The sequence below is a fragment of the Winogradskyella tangerina genome, assembly GCF_003260205.1.
Classification (GTDB): Bacteria; Bacteroidota; Bacteroidia; order Flavobacteriales; family Flavobacteriaceae; genus Winogradskyella; species Winogradskyella tangerina.
In genome coordinates, this window is sequence record NZ_QERF01000003.1 from 306,008 (window position 1) to 325,324 (window position 19,317).

Sequence of the window (19,317 nt, forward strand, 5' to 3'; positions counted from 1 at the left end):
ATGATAGGCTTTAATTAATGGTTTAATTGACCAGACTATTTCTGAGCTTGTGGACCACCACTAACGATCAAAAATTCTGAACGTCTATTTTGCTGGTGTTCGTCATCTGTACAATTAGAACCACACTTTACTTTTGGCTCGCTTTCACCTTTTCCTTCTGCAGTAATACGAGATTCGTCAATACCCTTAGATATTACATATTGCTGCGTACTCTTAGCTCTACGCTGCGATAATCTTTGGTTATATGAATCAGATCCTCTACTATCGGTATGTGATGTAGCATTGATTACAAGGTCTGGATACTTATTCATTATCTGAACTAATTTATCCAATTCAAATGCAGCCTGCGCTGTGATATTGGATTTGTCGTAATCGAAGTAAATTGGATTAAGAACAATTTCTTCAGGTTTGATAATTTCTTCGATCGGATCTAAAGAGATCTGTACCGCTAGTTCTTCTTCGCTAGTACCACCAACCTGTACTTTTTTGCTTTCGAAATTTTCCATAACCACTTCGAGCTCAGAGTCTGTTTCACACTCTACAATAAACTCGGCAATACCTTCGGAATTTGTAGTCTTAGAGACAACTCTGTTGCCTTCTGCATCTATCAACGTTACAGTTGCACCGCTTAATGGCGATCTTGTTTTATCATCTAATACTGTTGCAGTGATCAGTACATCACATAAGGGTTGTAATTTTTTAAAGGCATAAACATCATCACTTCCTTGTCCGCCGTCTCTATTAGAAGACACAAAACCTTCTTCAGCTTCTTCATCTATTGTAAATGCAAAGTCGTCACCATTACTGTTAATAGGAATCCCTACGTTGCGTATTGGTGCCATTTTTCCGTCGATCTCTCGCGTGTAGAAAACATCCATTCCACCAAGGCCTAAATGACCGTTTGAAGAGAAATACAAGGTATTATTGCTACTTACGTATGGGAACATTTCCTGACCTTCAGTATTGATTTTTTGTCCGAGGTTTACAGGTGCTCCAATGGTTCCATCATCATTTATTGGTGCTTTATATAGATCGAATAATCCATAACCACCTGGCATGTTAGATGAGAAATAAAGTGTTTTACCATCTGGGCTAACCGCAGGATTCTTCACAGAATAATTCTCGCTGTTAACTGATAATGCTTCAACCGTATCCCAATCTGAACCAAGTTTAGTGGCCTTGAATAGGTATAATTGGCCAAATCTTGCATTGCTCAATGAATCTTTCTGGAAGTCTTTTTCAAAATAACTTTCTCTAGAAAAATACATGGTTGAACCATCAGGAGAAAATGACACTAAGCCTTCATGAAACTTAGTATTGATCTTATCATTCAATAAAGTTGCTGCCTGAAATGATCCATCAGAGTTTTTAGAAACTGAATAAATATCTAAAAATGGCTCTTCATTCCAACCGTAAGTTTTACGGTTATCATTTCTACCAGACGCGATATACAATTTACCATCGTAAAAAGTTCCACCGAAATCAGATTGAGGGGTATTAATACCTGCATCTTGAACATTGAACTTTTTACCTTGTTCTAAGATCTTTGGTAAATAGTTAGGGTTCTTTCTAAATGCAGTGGCTCTGTTATCGGAAGGACGCATCGAAGCAAATTTTTCCATTTGCTGATTTGATGCTTCATATTTTCCATTGGCTTTAAGCATTTCTGCATACTTGTAAATTAGTTCTGGATCTTCAGAAGATTCTAATGCTTTAGCATACCAGCGTTCAGCTTCAACCGTACTAAAAATGTTATAATAACTTTCTGCCAATTGCGCATATACATATGCATTCCCTTTACCACTATCAACTAGTTTCTGATAGCTCTCAGCAGCCTTCACAAACTCGAATCTTGCAAATTGTTTGTCTGCCTTTTTTGTGTCACTATTCTGAGCAGTTAAGCATAAACTACTCATCAACGCGATAAATAATATTGTTTTTAAGTTTTTCATAATTGTTTAGCTTAACGGATTAAAAGTATCTAGGTGAACGTGAAACGCGTTTCGGGAAATTAAGGTCGAATAACAACATAACTTCATGAGATGCTGGTGCAAATGCTTTAATGTCTGAAGACACTGCGTCATAAGCATAACCAACTCTTATCGCCGGTGACAATGCAAAATTAACTAGGCCTGAAAATGAGTCATCTAAACGATAAGAAGCTCCTATTTCAAACTTCTTAAAGAATCTGGCATTGAGGTTAACATCGAATGACGTTGGTGCATCAAATGCTGACTTCACCATAAACGAAGGTTTTAATTCTGTGTTTGGCGAAAGATCAAATACATAACCACCAGTTAAGAAATAATGTTGAGTTTCTGAACCGATCTTGTTACCATTAGAATCTAAATGAACTGATGATAACATGTTAGGTACCGATAATGATAAATAATACTTATTGGTATAGTAAAAGAAACCTGCACCAATATTAGGCGTAGTTTCGTTAATACCTATTCCGAAAAATGGATCATTAGGATCAATTACCGCAACGTTACCACTTGTTAGATTTATATCATGAAATGTTGCACCGGCTTTAACTCCGAAGGCCAAGCGATGCTCGCCACCCAATTTGAGTGTATAAGATACATCCACATAAGCATTAGTTTCTTTAACCGGCCCTATTTGATCTGATATCAAAGACACACCCAGTCCTAAGTTATTTCCAATTGGAGAATGCCCAAAGAATGTTCCAGTTTCAGGGCCTCCATCAATTCTTGACCATTGATTTCTGTATAATAATCCGAAAGATAAATTTTCGCGCGAACCGGCGTAGGCTGGGTTCACTATATTCATATTATACATGTACTGCGTGTACTGAGGGTCTTGTTGCCCATACATTTGAAATGCAAAGAGCAATACCGCTATAATAGAGAGTTTTTTCATTATATTTTTAAGTTGATTCAAGTTAGTTGATTATCTGTTAATGTATACCCAAGCACTGCGAGTCTTCGCACCACCTTCATAAACGACTGTATAGAAATATGTTCCAACAGGAAGTTCTTCACCATCATTGGTCTGTCCTTCCCATTCATCAACATAATTATCCTTAGAGTATACTAATGTTCCGTTTCTATTAAAGATTTCGAGTCTAACGACATCAAAACTACTTAAATCGAAAGTATCATTCTGCCCAGGGCTTACGCCTGGAGATATACCTTGAGGGAAAATACAAGATTCTAATTCTTCTACAAATGTTGTTATTGTATTGGTACAACCTGTAGCGTTAAATGTAATTACAGCAGAGTAATCACCTTCTACTAATACAGTTTCGAGAGTTAATCCACTACCCGCTATTGGCGATCCGTCTAATAACCAGCTTACAGAAACATCAGAAGCGGTAAAGTTATCTGGAATAATTCCTATGGTTACAGGAACTGTAGCATTCGGACAAACTTCATAATCGAAAGCAGGGTCAAATGTTGCAAGAGGTACAATATTAACGACAAGGTTGAATGACGTTGTTTCATAACATCCAGTGATGTTATCTTCAACTCTTACATAGATCGTTTCACCACTACTTGTGTACGGACTTGCTAATGCAGCTGTACCACTATCAGCATCTTCTTGCGAAGTATGGTAAGTGATAGTAACATTAGGATCTGTACTAATTTCTGGATCAATAGATGTAAGATCAAACTCAGTTGCCCCATCTACGGTACCATCAAGATCATCACAAACTATGAAATCTGCAGGCTGGTTTGCAGCTGGACGAGCATCAACAACTAAAGCAACTTCAGAAAGTTGACGACAGCCTAAGAAACCATTTGCCGCTGCATCAGAATCTTCAACTCTGATGATTAAAGTTTCACCTGATGAGGTATAAGGTGAAGCTACCGGATTGATTGCTTGGTTAGCATCAGCTGTATTGGTATAGTAAGTCACGGTAAAGCCGGCACCTAATCCAAGTGAAGCTGATAAAGCATCCAAATCAAAGTCTTCAACACCATCAGAACCAGGACCGTCACACACAGTTAAAGTCTGAGGTTCAATAGTACCAGGATCATTATAAAGATTTACAATAACAATCTGTGAAAATGCATCCGCACCGCACTGATTATCGAAAGCCTGAACTTGATAGTTGTTAGATTCTGTTACTGTAATAGATGGACCTGTCTCACCAGGCATCACAAATCCGTCTTGATACCAAACAAATTCATCTGCGAATGGAGAATCCGTCTGAATAGTTACTGAATCGAAACCACAAACAGAAACTTCATCAACCTCTGTTGGATCATTATTAGGATCGATAACTACTTCATCACTTATGATTTGAGCTTCAATTTCAGCAGTAATTTCACCACTATCTGTATCAGATATATTGGTTTGCTCAATTGTAATTGTTCCAGGGTTACCATTAAAATTGGTTACCAGTAACATGTATATTTCACCTGCAACTGCATTATCAATAGTTAAGTTTTCTACCGAAGCTGCTGAGTAACTACAGTCTACAATATTTCCAAACGGATAGAAGTTAGGGTTAGTTGTATTATTAGGACATGTAGGACAGTCTTCAAATACAATATCCATACAAGCTTGTTCAACTGAAGTAAATGGTCCCCATAGTACAAAGTCTACATCTAAACCGTTACCGTTATCATCTTGCTGATTAATTTGAATCTCAATCGGACCAGATTCACCGATTTGAAGGATGTTCCAAACTGGGTTTGGAGCTGTACCTAAACAAGCTAAATCGTTTGGATCTGGAATACCAATAATATTTGGTGTAGTTAACGCACCACCTTCAGCACAGAAGTTCTCTGCGTTTTCACAGATAATGTTTGAAGGTGCTTCTCTGATACAAAGATCAAAACTCGAAGTTTCTGCATCTCCACCACCACTAAACACTCTAATAAAGTATGTATTACCTACAACAAGCTGTGGTGTAACACTAGCATCGTCATTAGAACAATATAATTCAGTTAGGCCGTCACAACTTCCTTCGTAAACTGCATGATCTATGTTGAATGTACCACCAGTGATATTAATTATTGATATAATTTGAACTTCGCTTAAAGCAGTAAATTCAAACCAAACATCATCATCAGGGTTTCCGGTACAACTTCCATTTGGCACACCAGAAGGTGTAGCTGCTAGGATAGTTCCAGGAGTTACTTGATCACAAGAACCATCGTCATTCACTACCGCAGTTATAGCACCCTCACAATTATCATTTGCCGGAGGACAAGCCAATAACTGGATTGGCTGGCTATTGATGATACAGTTAGCGTCCTGATCGTTACTTACTGTAGCAATTACGTCAACGTTGAATGGGAAAGGCCCAATCTGATAAACACCTGTCGCTGTAACAGGAACTGTTGAAGCATCTATATTATTTGAAATCGTCAATGATGTAGCATCACCAAGACTAGTAATATTTACATCTAATAAGAACTGATCACCATTATCACAATCATCAATTACTGTATATGTAGCTTGTGGGTTAATACACGTTGCACAAGATACCGTGTAGTTAATGCCCGCTGTAAGTCCTGTACTTCCACTAGCACAACTTACCGAACCATCAGAGTTAATATACCATGAAATAGTGTCGCCAGTTGATTGGAAAGATAAGCCACCAATGTTACCCGCATTACCATAGTTTTGGTCAGCGGCTGCAAATCCTGGGAATGGTGTTCCATCAGAATCTATAACAACTAGTTCATCCCAGTTATTTTCAACATTACCAGAATTGAATACTAAGTTTAATGGCGTACCATCATTACTTGTGAAAGTGAAAATAAGTGGGTTTGCAGCACCGCCATTTTCATAACAATAGTCTTGAGTCAGTGGACCATCATTTGTACAATCTAATACAAAGTTAGTTTGTGGTGTTGTTGTAAATGTAAATGGACCAGAAAAGTCTGAAGTATCACTACCACAAATCGCCTGAACGTAAAAGTCGTAACTTGTGTTTTGCGCTAAACCACCTAAATTGAATGGATTGGTAGTAACGTTATTGATTACGGTTCCAGTACCTGGGGTAAATCCTGCTGGCCCCCATTCGATGTTCCATTCTGTAGCAGTACCGTTTTCATCCCAAGCTAGATCAGCAGAATTTTCCGTAAGGTTAATTGCATCTAAGTTAATTGGGAATGGACAAGTTGGCCCTTCTTCAATACAAACGTCTGCAGTACCTGAAGCAGTGTCTCTCCAAATTACGGCTACATAAGTATTTCCTGGAGTTAATCCTCCGATGATTCCTGAGTTATCACCAGCGTCAAAAGCGTTATTTGTACATGCTGAAACAGGTGTTCCACCACAAGCATCATAAACCTCTAAACCGATATTATCTGCAGCACCGTCAAAATTGATAATTACAGAACCAATGGCTGGTGCAGTAAAGCTTATGAAGTAACCAAAATTACCGAAAGCATCACAAGATGGGTTTTCATCATTAGCATCAATATCTCCACCATTAGCAAAATTGAATGTTACTGAATTAGTTCCGTCACAATCGGTTTCAACAGTCATTGGGAAAGCATTCGCACATGTTTCACCTGGCGTAGCTGTAATAAAGCTAGAAGGTCCTGCTAAGGTTGATGATGAAGACGCACAGTTTGTTAAAACATAGTAATCATATTCTGTACCGGCAGTTAAGCCTGTTAACATATAATTAGTAGCAGTTAAACCGTTTACCATTGTACCTGTTCCTGGAGTAAATCCTGCAGGTCCCCATTCTAAATCCCAAGTAACACCTGTTCCAGTGAGGTCATTCCATGAAAGATCGGCTGTTGTTTCTGTAATATTTTCAGCAATTAAAGAAGAGGCTGGCACACATTCTGGCGCTGCTGTTACATTTACTGTAAAGTCTGCAGTTACACCAAATGAACCATTAAAACATGGATTTGGAGTGGCCTGCCCGAAATCAGCAGATCCCATTCTCATGTTATAAACTCCAAGAGGAACATTTGGCATTACAAATGATGCATCAAATGTTGTTGGGTTAGCGTTTGTAGTTTCACCTTGAAATACAAGCTCTGTAGCATTGTCATAAACAAGGTCGTTATTAAAATCGATCCAAACATTTACATTGTATGTAAAGCCTGTTGCGAAAGTTATAATGAAATTAGCAGTTACTCCAGCTGCTAGGTCTACTGTTGGAGATGTAAAATCTTCAAATACTACATCACCGGCAGAAGTAAAGTTTTCAGTTCCTAATTGTGCGTCTAAAATACCTTGTCCATCATTTGAAGATGGATTAGATACACAATAACCTGTTCTGAAGGTAAACGGACCAACCCAATCACTTGTGTCTCCACCACCACAATCTGCTTGGTAGTAAACAAAATAATCAGTCTCCGCTGTAAGACCTGAGAATGAAACTGTTGGTGCGCCTGTTACATTTGAAGAACCTTCTTCTTCACCATTACCTGGTGTAAAGTCTGCGCCTCCGTTGTACTCTACATTCCATGCAGTTTCAGAGTCACCTGCTGTCCAAGATAGATCAACAGATGTTGTTGTCGCAGCGTCTGTCATCATTCCTAAAGGAACAACGCAAGTTGGACTTTCAAACAATGTAACTTCAATGTTTGCCCAATCAGCATCAGAACCACCAAAACTTTGATTTAGAACCAAGTCTATAAAACCATCTGTAGTAGGGTCGTATATACCAGCTAAAGTACCTTCAAAAGTCAAAGTAGTTGCGCCACCTGTGTTAGCACCTCCTGTTGTAGGAGGATCAACTGTAACAGAACCTGCTGTAGTTGTAAAGGTTAAATCGGCTTCGGAAGACCAAGGGCCTCCGCCTCCGGCCGTCCAGTCTACTGAGACTGAGAATGAATCATAAGATCCAGTGGAGGATGCAGTAACGCCAGCAGAGTTGGCGACATCATTAAGGTTAATCGTAACGGGAGCACCTGCAGCAACGTTTGTAGGTCCAGTAACAGGACTAAAAACATACTGAGCATTCGCTGTTAAAATGAACCCTAGCATGATTAGAAATAGAGTAATCTTTTTCATTATTAATCGGTTTGTTAGAAATTATATATTCCTTTATAACACGCTGATTACAAAGGAATTGAAATGTTAGTTAAGAACTTGTCTAAGATTAAGGGGTTTTTCTAAGTAAGAAGGCTTTGGTTAATAGCATTTTCACTAGAGACCCGAATATATAAAAAATGCCTATTAACAAGATGTTAACAATGTTATAATAGACCAACTACCGTATTAATCGACAAATGGATTAGGATGTTTTGAGTTGTATGTAAACAGGGAAATGGTCACTATATCCTCCTTTGTATTTTTTACCCACATATGTTCTGAAAGGTTGCCCTTTGTATTTACCGTGATACTGGGTTAAAAACCTGTCATTGAATACGTCTGCTTCATCGAAGGACAGTGAACTATTTGAGCTATCAAAAAAGTTAGTAGAAAATAAGATTTGATCGAATAAATTCCACTCAAAATCGTGATTGAGGCTTCCTTCGTCTTTGGACCAAACCGTTTTAAATGGATTAAACAAGTTGCCTTGCTTTTCAATAAGCTCTAAACTCTCGTCATTTGGGTTGTCGTTGAAGTCACCCATAACAATAATTTTGGGTTGATCGTGTTCATTTTTTAAATTCTGAATAACTGAACTTACAACCCGAGCAGCCGCTAATCGCTTGAAATTTGTTTCTTCTTGTCCCGCTCGTCTAGAAGACCAATGATTAACAATAATATGAAGTAATTCTCCGTTCAGTTCTCCCTGAACCAAAAGGATATCTCTTGTATAATCCCGTTCTCCTGTTTCAGTTTGAAGATAAACCGAGAATGTTTCAGAATTGGTAACTTTAAAATGTTCGCTTTTATACAAAAGCGCAACATCTACACCGCGTTCATCGAGAGAATCGTAATGTACAAAACTGTACTTTTCATCAGCCAGATTTTCAGAATTTACAAGGTCTGATAATACTTTCTCATTTTCAACTTCTGCAAGACCAACAATTACTGGTGCCTCTTGGTTGTTATCATTCCCTATTTTGGGGATCACAGTACCAATTTTACGCAATTTATTTTCATAGCGCTTATAAGTCCAGCGTTTGGCCGAAGTAGGTAAATAATCATCATCATTTGTTAGTGGGTCATTCTCAAGATCGAAAAGATTTTCAATATTATAAAAGGCAATGGTATGTGTAACGGATGACGGCTTCTTCATGGCAATAAATATAGGATATTTAAAGTGTATATAGAACAGCCCATTTGTTTAACTTTGCACTTTGAATTATTTATGATAGAAAAAAAGGACATAGCTTTAGAAAAAGTTGTACTTATTGGTATAATCACACAAAATCAGGATGAAGATCAGTCTAAAGAATATTTAGATGAATTAGAATTTTTAACCTATACCGCTGGTGGTGAGGTAGTTAAAAGATATACTCAAAAAATGACCATGCCCAATCCTAAGACATTTATAGGTTCTGGGAAGATGGACGAAGTGCAACAATTTGTGAAAGAGAATGAGGTAGGAACCGTAATTTTCGATGATGAATTGTCTCCCGCTCAGGAACGAAACATCAGTAAAATTCTGAATTGCAAAATTCTAGATAGAACTAATTTAATACTAGATATTTTCGCGCAGCGAGCTCAAACCAGTTACGCCAGAACACAGGTTGAACTTGCACAATGCGAATATTTACTTCCGAGACTAAAAGGAATGTGGACGCACCTTGAACGTCAAAAAGGTGGTATTGGAATGCGCGGACCGGGTGAAACCGAGATTGAAACTGACCGACGTATTGTGCGTGATAAAATTTCACTCTTAAAATCTAAGATCAAAGCCATAGATAAACAGATGGCTGTTCAGCGTGGAAACCGTGGTAAAATGGTTAGGGTAGCTCTTGTCGGGTATACCAATGTTGGGAAGTCTACCCTTATGAATGTTATAAGTAAAAGTGATGTTTTCGCAGAGAATAAATTATTTGCAACCCTAGATACTACGGTAAGAAAAGTAGTGATTGGGAATCTTCCTTTTTTGGTCAGTGATACTGTTGGGTTTATTAGAAAGTTACCAACGCAATTGGTAGAATCTTTCAAAAGTACACTCGATGAGGTTAGAGAAGCAGACCTTTTGTTGCACGTTGTAGATATTTCACATTCAAATTTTGAAGAGCATATAGAATCAGTGAACCAGATTCTTGATGAAATTGATAGTAAGGATAAACCAACGATCATGGTTTTTAATAAAATTGATGCTTACAACCCTGAGCCTTATGACGAGGAAGATTTAATGACCGAACGCACCAAGGCCAATTACAGTATTGAAGATTGGAAACGTACATGGATGTCTAATGTGGGTGACAATGCCTTGTTTATTTCAGCTTTGAATCGGGATAATTTAGATGAATTCAGAAAGCGTGTGTACAAGGAGGTGCGAGAGATTCATATCACCAGATTTCCTTATAATCATTTTCTTTATCCTGATGTTGAAGATATTGCATAAAAAAGGTTGGGTTTTGAGCCCAACCTTTTTAGTTTGATATAGTGTTTCTTAGAAACTATAGCTAACACCAACAGTGTAATAGCTTTGTATGTCGTTATCTGCATCTTCTAAGGTTGTTCCCTGGAAGTTAGCAGCTTCTTGTCTGTTACTTCTAAGACCAAAATCAAATCCAACACCAATACCTTTCCAGAAGGTGTATGCGAATGAATTGATCCACGTCCAGTTAGATAGGTTACTATCCTCATAGCTTTGGAAAGCTGATAAATTCGTTTTGAAATTAACTTTTCCTAGTTGTCTTGTGTAGTCTGCAACGATCTTAGCACCAAATGATGAATCGAAAACCGTATCACCACTTGAGAATACAAAATTGTAGTTCGCAGGGTGAATCACAACCACTAAATCGGTAATTGGCGTCCAAGTAAAACCAACACCAAGGTCTAAATAACCAGGATCATTAAAGTTGTTAAGTATAGTTGTTCTGTACTCCGCCAAACCTGAAACGGCCCATTTATCATTCAAGCGTCTACCGTATAGAGATGTTAAGTTGAATACATCTGTAGTAGGCTCAAAAGAGTCACTGTCGTTAGGATTATCTTTATTGTCTAACTTGGTCCAGTTGAAATTGGTATTCAAGCTATTTCTCCAAAAGTATTTATCCTCAATTTTGTTAGCAAAGGCATTTACAGTGAAACCAATAGCACCCGATTGGTTGTTTGGTGCTCCTTGAGCGTACCACTTACTGAAGTTCGATAAGCTACCACCAATTGTACCAAAAGCACCAACTCTCCATCCTGGAAGAGCGTCGATTTGCGCTTGAATAGCATCGGCTTCGCCCTGAAATTTGTCGGCTTCAGCTTGTTTTTCTGCTTTCTGAGCTTCTAATTCTTCCTTTGTTTGAGAATAACCAAAGGCTACAGCAAATATTAAAAGTGCTGATAAAAGTAATTTTCTGTTCATGATTAATAATTTTTAATAAACCAAAGTTGTTATTTGTTTACAAATATAAGTTTTATTGACGTCAGCGGCAGAGATAATTCCTACCAAATCATCATTACTTAGACCTCATAACTTATTGAAGGTCACAATTTATTTTCTTTTGAAAAGAGGAACAGAGGAGCAGGCTTCACCAAACATAATAGATTTAGCGTATGGTTGAAGCTTTTGAGAAAGTAATACCAGAGCATTCGGCGGTACAGGTTTATGAGAACAACCCTTGATGATCACAGGTAGATCTTGGTAAACAGATGTGTCTAATTCTGAAATAATTGAAGCATAAAGGATAGATTCCAAATGCTCTAAAGAACCCATTACCGTTAATTTAGAGATTCCTTGAAGTTGGGTTGCAATAAGCATATAGGCCCAATCAGGAACAATAGCATCTGTTGAGCAATGCAAAGCAACATAAGCGTCTTTATAAGTAGACCAATCATGGGCAGCAACTGAAACCCTAAAGTCTTTTTCTCGAAGTACTAATCCTTCAAGTAGCCAGTCCTTAATGTCAAATAAAACGCGTTGTCCTTCAGGATAGTAATCTTCGAGGTCAATGACCTTAAGTTTACTATTGGCAACTCTATTTACAATTTCTTCAGCCATATTAAAGCATGCCTAATTCTAACTTTGCTTCTTCGCTCATTAGGTCTTGAGACCAAGGCGGATCAAAAGTAATTTCAACCTCAGCATCCTTTACCTCGTTAATAGACTTAACCTTTTCTTCAACTTCGAGAGGTAAGGTTTCGGCCACAGGGCAATTTGGTGACGTTAAGGTCATTAAGATCTTTACATCGTAGTCTTCATTCACCAATACGTCGTAAATTAGTCCTAATTCGTAGATGTCCACAGGAATTTCAGGATCATAAATAGTCTTTAAAACTCTTACGATCTTATCTCCCAAAACAGTAGTATCTATAGTTGCTTCACTCATTTTAATTCAATTGTGTTTGGTATGCTATTGCATACATTTTTAATTGCTTTATCATACTTACCAGTCCATTGGCTCTGGTAGGAGATAAGTGCTCTTTTAAGCCGATTTTGTCAATAAAATCGGTATCGGCTTCAATAATATCTTTTGGGTGTTGATTTGAAAACACTCTGATCAAGATGGCAATAATCCCTTTGGTAATAATAGCATCACTATCAGCGGTGAAATTCACCTTGTCGTCCTCCATATTGGCATGTACCCAAACTTTGCTTTGGCAGCCTTTTATGATATGATCTTCAGTTTTGAATTGTTCATCGATAAGTGGAAGCGTTTTTCCTAGATCTATCATGTATTGATAGCGTTCTTCCCAATCGTCAAACATTGAAAACTCGTCGATTATTTCATTTTGAATTTCTACTATTGTCATCAGCCCTTAATTGCAATTATTATTCGTTGCAAAGATACGTCATCCCTATGGTTTGTCAAACATGGTTTTGATAGATAAAATCTTTTCAACTATATCTGAAATCATCTTTGGAGGCTTACCATGATCGAAGGTAGGTGTCATAAATTCCTCATCACCAGTATTCACTTTCAAAAATGCTGCCGGTGCGGCATCATATTGATGTGTTTTTGAAGGAGGTTTAAGGTTAGGCAGCTCCTTTATATCGATTTCGCTCAATAAAGTTTGTAAAGCTTGTTTTTCTTCCGAAGGAATAGCAAAAGTCTTGAAATCCTTCAAGTTATAATCATTCGTATATGAGATTGAATCTCCAACAATTTCAATCACTTGAAAGAACCCTCTGGTTGAAGCTCTATACGATACTTTCATATCTTTTTGAGTCATTCTCATTTCTGACTGCTCTGGTGCTACGGCGTTGGAAGTCTCGGTTTTATTATTGCAATCCTTAACCGAAACCAACATTATTAAAAAGCATACAATTAGTTTCATAATACCATACTTTAAGTTGATACTAGTAATGATACAAAAAAGAAGCCAAAGTTTAAGACAACATCATAATTGCCTTCTTCAATGCTGCAATAAAGGTATCGATTTCTGCTTTGGTATTGTAGAACATAAATGATGCTCTAATGGTACCAGGAATGTTATAATAATCCATTATTGGCTGGGCACAGTGATGACCAGTACGCACGGCAATACCCATTTTATCTAAAATAGTACCGATATCGTAAGGGTGAATATTACCAACATTAAATGAAATTACCGAAGTTTTGTGTTTGGCAGTTCCGTAGATCTTAACGCCTTCAATTTGTTGCAGAAGATGAGTAGCATGTTCTAATAATTCGTGCTCATAATTGGCAATAGTTTCAAATCCAATAGCATTCATATAGTCTAATGCTGCCCCAAAGGCAATACCACCACAAACATTGGGTGTGCCAGCTTCAAACTTATGTGGAAGATCTGCGTAGGTGGTTTTTTCAAAAGTGACTTCTGCGATCATTTCACCACCACCTTGGTAAGGGGGTAATTTTTTAAGCCAGTCTTGTTTACCATAAAGCATTCCTACACCCGTAGGACCGCAGATTTTGTGTGCGGAGCATACATAAAAATCAACATCTAATGCCTGTACATCTGGTTTTATATGAGGGCAAGATTGTGCACCATCTACTAAAACAGCCGCTCCAACAGAATGGGCTTTGCTGATGATTTCTTCAATTGGATTTATAGTGCCTAGCGCATTCGAAATATGATTCACAAAAACCAGTTTGGTGTTCTCATTGAGAAGTGCTTCAAATGCAGAGAGTTCTAACTCGCCATTGTCATTCATGGGGATGACCTTCAATTCAGCACCAGTTTTCTCACAAAGCATTTGCCAAGGCACAATATTACTGTGGTGCTCTAAAGCTGAAACGATGATCTCATCACCTTTTTTAAGAAGTGATGAAAATCCATTAGCTACTAAATTAATGCCATGCGTAGTACCGGAGGTGAAAATAATCTCGTGGGCATATTCGGCATTAAAATGCGTTTGAATTTTTCGTCGTGCTTGCTCGTACGCATCAGTGGCTTCCTGACTTAAGGCATGCACACCACGATGAATATTAGCGTTGTAGTTTGAATAGTAATCTACAATGACATCGATCACCTGCTGAGGTGTTTGCGATGTTGCCGCATTATCAAAATAGATCAGAGGTTTTCCGTTAACTTCTCGATTGAGTATTGGGAAGTCTTTTCTAATGGTTTCAACATTAAAGGTTGTATGATCTAATGTTTTACTCATTTATAGGTCGAACCCGATATTTACACCCAATTTCTGAGCGATGATCTTGGTAATTCTATTCTTTATTTCAGGAATCTTAACGGAGTCTAATACATTATTACTAAAGGCAAACATCAATAATGCTCTGGCTTCTTTCTCAGGAATACCTCGAGAACGCAGATAAAACATGGCACTTTCATCGAGTTGTCCGATGGTACATCCATGAGAACATTTCACGTCGTCCGCAAAAATTTCAAGCTGAGGCTTGGTATTTATACTTGCCTTATCGCTAATTAAAATATTGTTATTAGCCTGAAATGCATTTGTCTTCTGTGCTTCTTTTTCAACAATAACTTTTCCGTTGAAAACACCAGTAGCGCTATCATCGAAAATACCTTTGTAGTCTTGGTGACTTTCACAATTAGGCTCGATATGATGCACTAAGGTATTGTGATCTACATGTTGCTTGTTACCAATTATGGTAATGCCTTTCATTGTAGAATCTAAACGCTCTCCATTTTGAAAGAAATTCAGATTATTTCGAGTTAACTTTCCTCCGAAAGAAAACGTGTGCACCTTAGCAATACTTTCACGCTTTTGATTGATAAACGTATTATCAATTAATGAAGCGGTTTCTCTATCGTTCTGAATTTTATAATAATCTACAATGGCTCTTTTGTTAGCGAAAATTTCAGTTACGCTATTTGTGAGAACAGGGTTGTCTGTTAAACTCTGATGACGCTCAATGATCTGAACGTGTGAATTCTCATCAGCGACAATTAGATTTCGAGGCTGCAACATCAAAGCAGACTCATTTCCTGTAGAAAAATGTAAAATTTGAATTGGTTTTTCAACCAGTTTATTCTTCGGAATGTGAATGTAAGCGCCTTCGGCAGAGAATGCGGTATTTAGAGATGATAAGCCATCTTTTGTTGCGATCTTATTGAAATAGTTTTCAATGACCAATCTGTATTTTGGTTTGGTCAAAGCCGCCGACATTAAGCATACGTCAATACCATCATGAGTGGTTTGAGATAAGTGCGATGAGTACTTGCCGTCGATAAAAATGATCTTATAAGAATCAATTTCGTGAATGAAATATTTCTTTACATCCTTAAACTCTAGAGCCTCTTCATGCTTGGGAAATACACTATAATCGTGTTTCAATACCGAATTCAATGAAGTATATTTCCAAGCTTCCTGACGCTTAGTCGGGAATCCTTCAACTTCAAATTGTTTTATAGCTTCGGTTCTAATATCATGGACAGGTGAATCTATGTCGACCATATTTTCGAAGGCCATGAAAGACGATACGAGCTTCTCTTTTAATTCCATATGTTTCAGTTTTCAGTTTTCGGTCACAGTTGTTCAGCTAGTTTTATTTGATGTATCATAACTGAATACTGTTACTGCCTACTGTTTCTTGGCGCTATGCGCCTACTTCTTCTTTAATCCAGTCGTAACCTTTGGCTTCTAATTCGTGCGCTAATTCTTTTGGTCCTGATTTTACGATCTTACCATCGTGTAAAACATGAACAAAATCTGGCACTATATAATCTAATAAACGCTGATAGTGTGTGATTACTATAACCGCATTATCTTTTGATTTTAGTTTGTTAACGCCGTTAGCCACAATTCTTAGAGCATCGATATCCAATCCAGAATCTGTCTCGTCTAGAATAGCCAATTTTGGTTCTAACATAGCCATTTGAAAGATCTCATTTCGTTTCTTCTCACCACCTGAAAATCCTTCGTTGAGCGAGCGCGATAAAAACTTACGATCGATCTCTAGCATTTCAGATTTTTCACGAATCATTTTTAGCATTTCGTTAGCGGGCATATCTTCTAATCCTTTCGCTTTACGCGTTTCGTTGATCGCGGTTTTCATGAAGTTAGTAACACTAACTCCAGGAATTTCCACTGGATATTGAAACGATAAGAATACACCTTTGTGGGCGCGTTCTTCTGGGCCAAGCTCGTCAATATTTTCACCATCTAAAAGGATTTCTCCCTCTTCAACCTCATAATCTTCCTTACCTGCAACAACTGCGGCCAAAGTACTTTTACCAGAACCATTAGGTCCCATAATGGCATGAACTTCACCTGGTTTAACATGAAGATTAATGCCTTTTAAAATGGCTTTATCATCTACACTAGCGTGTAAGTTATTTATCTTTAACATTGCTTTTAGTTTGCTAATTGAATTACGTCTTTTTTATTTGGATCAGGTGCTTCCACCTTTAAAATGTCTTTAACTTCTATAATATTCTTCCATAGAATATTCTGATCAGTATTTTCTGTTCTCTTAACTCTAATTGTAACAGGGACGGATGTGTACTCGTTCGTTTTGAAGGGTTTCACCTGTTCGTGTAACGCCAACATATTGTCATCGACCACAACACCATAAATATCGCCGTTAGGCATTTCAAATACTGCAGCTTTTTGTGCCTCATCGTAAAGAAAATCACCTTTCATAGTAATAAGTCCATCGTTTTGATCGTAAGATTTTGCACGATTTTCTTCGAGGTCGATGTTCTGTTTCGACTCATTTTTACAAGCCACAACTCCCATTATCAGTAAAAGAATAACAAATACTTTTTTCATATTATTCGTTTTTATCCTACAGAACCTTCTAAACTTATTTCCAATAATTTTTGCGCTTCAACTGCAAATTCCATTGGAAGTTTATTTAGAACTTCTTTACTAAACCCATTAACGATTAGTGCAATGGCTTTCTCAGTATCGATCCCACGCTGGTTACAGTAAAAAATTTGGTCCTCACCAATTTTACTCGTTGTAGCCTCGTGTTCTATCTGTGCTGATTTATTTTTGGCTTCTATGTATGGAAACGTGTGTGCACCGCACTCATTACCCATCAATAGACTATCGCATTGGGAGAAATTTCGAGCATTATCTGCACGCGAGCTAATCTGTACAAGACCGCGATATGAATTTTGAGATTTACCAGCCGAAATACCTTTTGAAATAATTGTTGACTTGGTATTTTTCCCTAAGTGAACCATTTTGGTTCCGGTGTCTGCTTGCTGGAAATTATTCGTCACAGCAATGGAGTAAAACTCACCAACTGAATTGTCTCCTTTTAATACGCATGAAGGATATTTCCATGTTACTGCTGAACCAGTTTCAACCTGTGTCCAAGATATTTTTGCATTGGTTTCGCATAAACCTCTCTTGGTTACAAAGTTGTAAACACCACCTTTACCTTCGGCATTACCTGGGTACCAGTTTTGTACTGTTGAATATTTTATTTCCGCGTCGTCTAACGCAATGAGTTCCACAACGGCCGCATGCAACTGGTTTTCATCTCTACTTGGCGCAGTACAACCTTCGAGGTAACTCACATAACTGCCTTCATCAGCAATTACTAAAGTACGCTCAAACTGACCTGTACCAGCTTGGTTAATTCTGAAGTATGTCGACAATTCCATTGGGCACTTAACACCTTTCGGAATGTAACAGAATGAACCATCACTAAATACGGCAGAATTTAAAGCTGCATAAAAGTTATCTTTTTGAGGAACAACAGTACCGATATATTTTTTCACCAATTCAGGGTGCTCCTGAATGGCTTCAGAAATACTCATAAAGATGATTCCTTTTTCAGCTAATGTCTTTTTGAATGTCGTTGCTACAGAAACTGAATCTACCACCACATCCATGGCAACACCAGCTAATTTCTTTTGCTCATCAAGAGAAATCCCTAGCTTTTCGAAAGTTGCCAATAATTCTGGATCAACTTCATCTAAGCTATCGTATTTTGGCTTACTGTTTGGTGCCGAGTAATAAGAGATCGCCTGAAAATCTGGTTTTTCATAATGTACATTTGCCCATTCTGGTTCGGTCATTTCTTTCCAAACTTTAAAGGCTTGTAATCGCCATTCGGTCATCCACTCGGGCTCTTCCTTCTTTTTCGAAATGGCTCTAACAATATCTTCGTTTAGGCCAACAGGAAATGTGTCAGATTCTATATCTGTATAAAAACCGTATTCGTATTCTTTGGTTTTTAACTCTTCTCTTAAATCGTCTTCAGTATACTTACTCATGCGTCTTTTTTAAAGTGAAAATGATTCGCCACAACCGCAAGTGCGATTTGCATTAGGATTGTTGAATACAAAACCAGTGCCGTTAAGTCCACCAGAATATTCGAGTGTTGTGCCTATGAGGTAAAGAAAACTCTTTTTATCAACGATGATTTTTACGCCATTATCTTCAAACACTTTATCACCATCAATTTGTTCTTTGTCAAATTTTAAATCGTACGACAAACCAGAGCATCCACCACTTTTAACACCAACTCTAATGTAGTCAGTATCAGGATTAAAGCCGTCGTCATTCATAAGTTCAACGACTTTACGCTTTGCTTGTTCAGAAACTTTAATCATAATCTTAAAATAGATTAATTCTAAATTGAATGCAAATATACGATATAGCTTAGGTTAAACCATATTTGCTAACATTATATTAGCATATAAGTTAATAGAATTTTCCTATGGAATTAGGAAAACTTTGGTTTCGACAATTGTAAGTTAAGATGAAATAATTGTCTAAGGGTAGATTGAACGTCTTTATTAGCAATGCTGAACTCATCGAAATTGCCATTTTTATCCGTGGTCTCAGTTACACCACAGTGGCTACATTTCAGGTCTATGGTTTGATCAGAATTTGTTTTTGTTTTCACAAAATTATGACCAAACACAGCACAAGGGACTGCTTTGTTCGAAGTAGGTTTCATTCGT

The 19,317-nt window shown here is 37.6% G+C and carries 17 protein-coding genes; 1 reads left to right on the plus strand and 16 read right to left on the minus strand.

All coding sequences use genetic code 11. The annotated features are described in order from the left end of the window. Nucleotides 1-35: 35 nt before the first annotated feature. From DDY94_RS06915 to DDY94_RS06930, 4 genes are all read right to left on the minus strand, one after another. Nucleotides 36-1,952: an OmpA family protein gene (locus tag DDY94_RS06915; protein ID WP_111683312.1), complete on the minus strand. Its 1,917-nt coding sequence runs from the start codon at nt 1,950-1,952 to the stop codon at nt 36-38. A 19-nt stretch (nt 1,953-1,971) separates the two neighbouring features. Next, a complete protein-coding gene (locus tag DDY94_RS06920; RefSeq protein ID WP_111683313.1) occupies nt 1,972-2,883 on the minus strand; it encodes a PorP/SprF family type IX secretion system membrane protein in 912 nt (303 codons plus the stop codon). A 30-nt stretch (nt 2,884-2,913) separates the two neighbouring features. Beyond that, on the minus strand, nt 2,914-7,959 hold the full coding sequence (locus DDY94_RS06925) for a fibronectin type III domain-containing protein (RefSeq protein ID WP_111683314.1): 5,046 nt from the start codon (nt 7,957-7,959) through the stop codon (nt 2,914-2,916). A gap of 223 nt (nt 7,960-8,182) precedes the next feature. After that, a complete protein-coding gene (locus DDY94_RS06930; protein ID WP_111683315.1) occupies nt 8,183-9,136 on the minus strand; it encodes an endonuclease/exonuclease/phosphatase family protein in 954 nt (317 codons plus the stop codon). 72 nt (nt 9,137-9,208) lie between these two features. Here DDY94_RS06930 and hflX point away from each other — a divergent pair, with 72 nt between their 5' ends. Then, nucleotides 9,209-10,420, plus strand: a complete 1,212-nt coding sequence (gene hflX, locus DDY94_RS06935) for a GTPase HflX (protein WP_111683316.1) — start codon at nt 9,209-9,211, stop codon at nt 10,418-10,420. 48 nt (nt 10,421-10,468) lie between these two features. On the opposite strand, the gene DDY94_RS06940 is transcribed toward hflX, so the two are convergent. The 12 genes from DDY94_RS06940 to DDY94_RS06995 all read right to left on the minus strand — a co-directional run bounded on the left by DDY94_RS06940 (nt 10,469) and on the right by DDY94_RS06995 (nt 19,313). Beyond that, nucleotides 10,469-11,377 carry a DUF3078 domain-containing protein gene (locus tag DDY94_RS06940; RefSeq protein ID WP_111683317.1) on the minus strand — a complete coding sequence of 303 codons (909 nt, stop codon included), beginning with the start codon at nt 11,375-11,377 and terminating at the stop codon, nt 10,469-10,471. Between the two features lie 129 nt (nt 11,378-11,506). Then, complete coding sequence (locus DDY94_RS06945; protein ID WP_111683318.1) at nt 11,507-12,013, minus strand: DUF2480 family protein; 507 nt, start codon at nt 12,011-12,013, stop codon at nt 11,507-11,509. Nucleotide 12,014: 1 nt separating this feature from the next. Beyond that, nucleotides 12,015-12,341 carry a DUF59 domain-containing protein gene (locus DDY94_RS06950; protein ID WP_111683319.1) on the minus strand — a complete coding sequence of 109 codons (327 nt, stop codon included), beginning with the start codon at nt 12,339-12,341 and terminating at the stop codon, nt 12,015-12,017. Nucleotide 12,342: 1 nt separating this feature from the next. Continuing rightward, on the minus strand, nt 12,343-12,765 hold the full coding sequence (locus DDY94_RS06955) for a SufE family protein (protein WP_111683320.1): 423 nt from the start codon (nt 12,763-12,765) through the stop codon (nt 12,343-12,345). A gap of 45 nt (nt 12,766-12,810) precedes the next feature. After that, nucleotides 12,811-13,290, minus strand: coding sequence for a hypothetical protein (locus DDY94_RS06960; protein ID WP_111683321.1), 480 nt, complete (start codon nt 13,288-13,290; stop codon nt 12,811-12,813). A 52-nt stretch (nt 13,291-13,342) separates the two neighbouring features. Next, a complete protein-coding gene (locus DDY94_RS06965; RefSeq protein ID WP_111683322.1) occupies nt 13,343-14,581 on the minus strand; it encodes an aminotransferase class V-fold PLP-dependent enzyme in 1,239 nt (412 codons plus the stop codon). Further along, nucleotides 14,582-15,895, minus strand: a complete 1,314-nt coding sequence (gene sufD, locus DDY94_RS06970) for a Fe-S cluster assembly protein SufD (RefSeq protein ID WP_111683323.1) — start codon at nt 15,893-15,895, stop codon at nt 14,582-14,584. It lies immediately after the preceding gene. Between the two features lie 94 nt (nt 15,896-15,989). Then, nucleotides 15,990-16,742 (minus strand): Fe-S cluster assembly ATPase SufC, encoded by a 753-nt coding sequence (gene sufC, locus DDY94_RS06975; protein ID WP_111683324.1) that lies wholly within the window; start codon nt 16,740-16,742, stop codon nt 15,990-15,992. 5 nt (nt 16,743-16,747) lie between these two features. Next, nucleotides 16,748-17,164 (minus strand): hypothetical protein, encoded by a 417-nt coding sequence (locus DDY94_RS06980; RefSeq protein WP_111683325.1) that lies wholly within the window; start codon nt 17,162-17,164, stop codon nt 16,748-16,750. An 11-nt stretch (nt 17,165-17,175) separates the two neighbouring features. Continuing rightward, nucleotides 17,176-18,624 carry a Fe-S cluster assembly protein SufB gene (gene sufB / locus DDY94_RS06985; protein ID WP_111683326.1) on the minus strand — a complete coding sequence of 483 codons (1,449 nt, stop codon included), beginning with the start codon at nt 18,622-18,624 and terminating at the stop codon, nt 17,176-17,178. A 9-nt stretch (nt 18,625-18,633) separates the two neighbouring features. Then, nucleotides 18,634-18,963, minus strand: a complete 330-nt coding sequence (locus DDY94_RS06990; RefSeq protein WP_111683327.1) for a HesB/IscA family protein — start codon at nt 18,961-18,963, stop codon at nt 18,634-18,636. Between the two features lie 113 nt (nt 18,964-19,076). Continuing rightward, nucleotides 19,077-19,313, minus strand: a complete 237-nt coding sequence (locus DDY94_RS06995; RefSeq protein WP_111683328.1) for a hypothetical protein — start codon at nt 19,311-19,313, stop codon at nt 19,077-19,079. Nucleotides 19,314-19,317 lie beyond the last annotated feature (4 nt).

Bases quoted from the DNA above. Each gene is read 5' to 3' on its own strand.
- DDY94_RS06995 (WP_111683328.1), bottom strand. From the start codon at position 19,313: ATGAAACCTACTTCGAACAAAGCAGTCCCTTGTGCTGTGTTTGGTCAT.
- DDY94_RS06980 (WP_111683325.1), bottom strand. From the start codon at position 17,164: ATGAAAAAAGTATTTGTTATTCTTTTACTGATAATGGGAGTTGTGGCT.
- DDY94_RS06915 (WP_111683312.1), bottom strand. From the start codon at position 1,952: ATGAAAAACTTAAAAACAATATTATTTATCGCGTTGATGAGTAGTTTA.
- hflX (WP_111683316.1), top strand. From the start codon at position 9,209: ATGATAGAAAAAAAGGACATAGCTTTAGAAAAAGTTGTACTTATTGGT.
- DDY94_RS06945 (WP_111683318.1), bottom strand. From the start codon at position 12,013: ATGGCTGAAGAAATTGTAAATAGAGTTGCCAATAGTAAACTTAAGGTC.
- DDY94_RS06940 (WP_111683317.1), bottom strand. From the start codon at position 11,377: ATGAACAGAAAATTACTTTTATCAGCACTTTTAATATTTGCTGTAGCC.
- DDY94_RS06950 (WP_111683319.1), bottom strand. From the start codon at position 12,341: ATGAGTGAAGCAACTATAGATACTACTGTTTTGGGAGATAAGATCGTA.
- DDY94_RS06960 (WP_111683321.1), bottom strand. From the start codon at position 13,290: ATGAAACTAATTGTATGCTTTTTAATAATGTTGGTTTCGGTTAAGGAT.
- DDY94_RS06930 (WP_111683315.1), bottom strand. From the start codon at position 9,136: ATGAAGAAGCCGTCATCCGTTACACATACCATTGCCTTTTATAATATT.
- DDY94_RS06925 (WP_111683314.1), bottom strand. From the start codon at position 7,959: ATGAAAAAGATTACTCTATTTCTAATCATGCTAGGGTTCATTTTAACA.
- DDY94_RS06965 (WP_111683322.1), bottom strand. From the start codon at position 14,581: ATGAGTAAAACATTAGATCATACAACCTTTAATGTTGAAACCATTAGA.
- sufD (WP_111683323.1), bottom strand. From the start codon at position 15,895: ATGGAATTAAAAGAGAAGCTCGTATCGTCTTTCATGGCCTTCGAAAAT.
- DDY94_RS06955 (WP_111683320.1), bottom strand. From the start codon at position 12,765: ATGACAATAGTAGAAATTCAAAATGAAATAATCGACGAGTTTTCAATG.
- sufC (WP_111683324.1), bottom strand. From the start codon at position 16,742: ATGTTAAAGATAAATAACTTACACGCTAGTGTAGATGATAAAGCCATT.
- sufB (WP_111683326.1), bottom strand. From the start codon at position 18,624: ATGAGTAAGTATACTGAAGACGATTTAAGAGAAGAGTTAAAAACCAAA.
- DDY94_RS06920 (WP_111683313.1), bottom strand. From the start codon at position 2,883: ATGAAAAAACTCTCTATTATAGCGGTATTGCTCTTTGCATTTCAAATG.
- DDY94_RS06990 (WP_111683327.1), bottom strand. From the start codon at position 18,963: ATGATTAAAGTTTCTGAACAAGCAAAGCGTAAAGTCGTTGAACTTATG.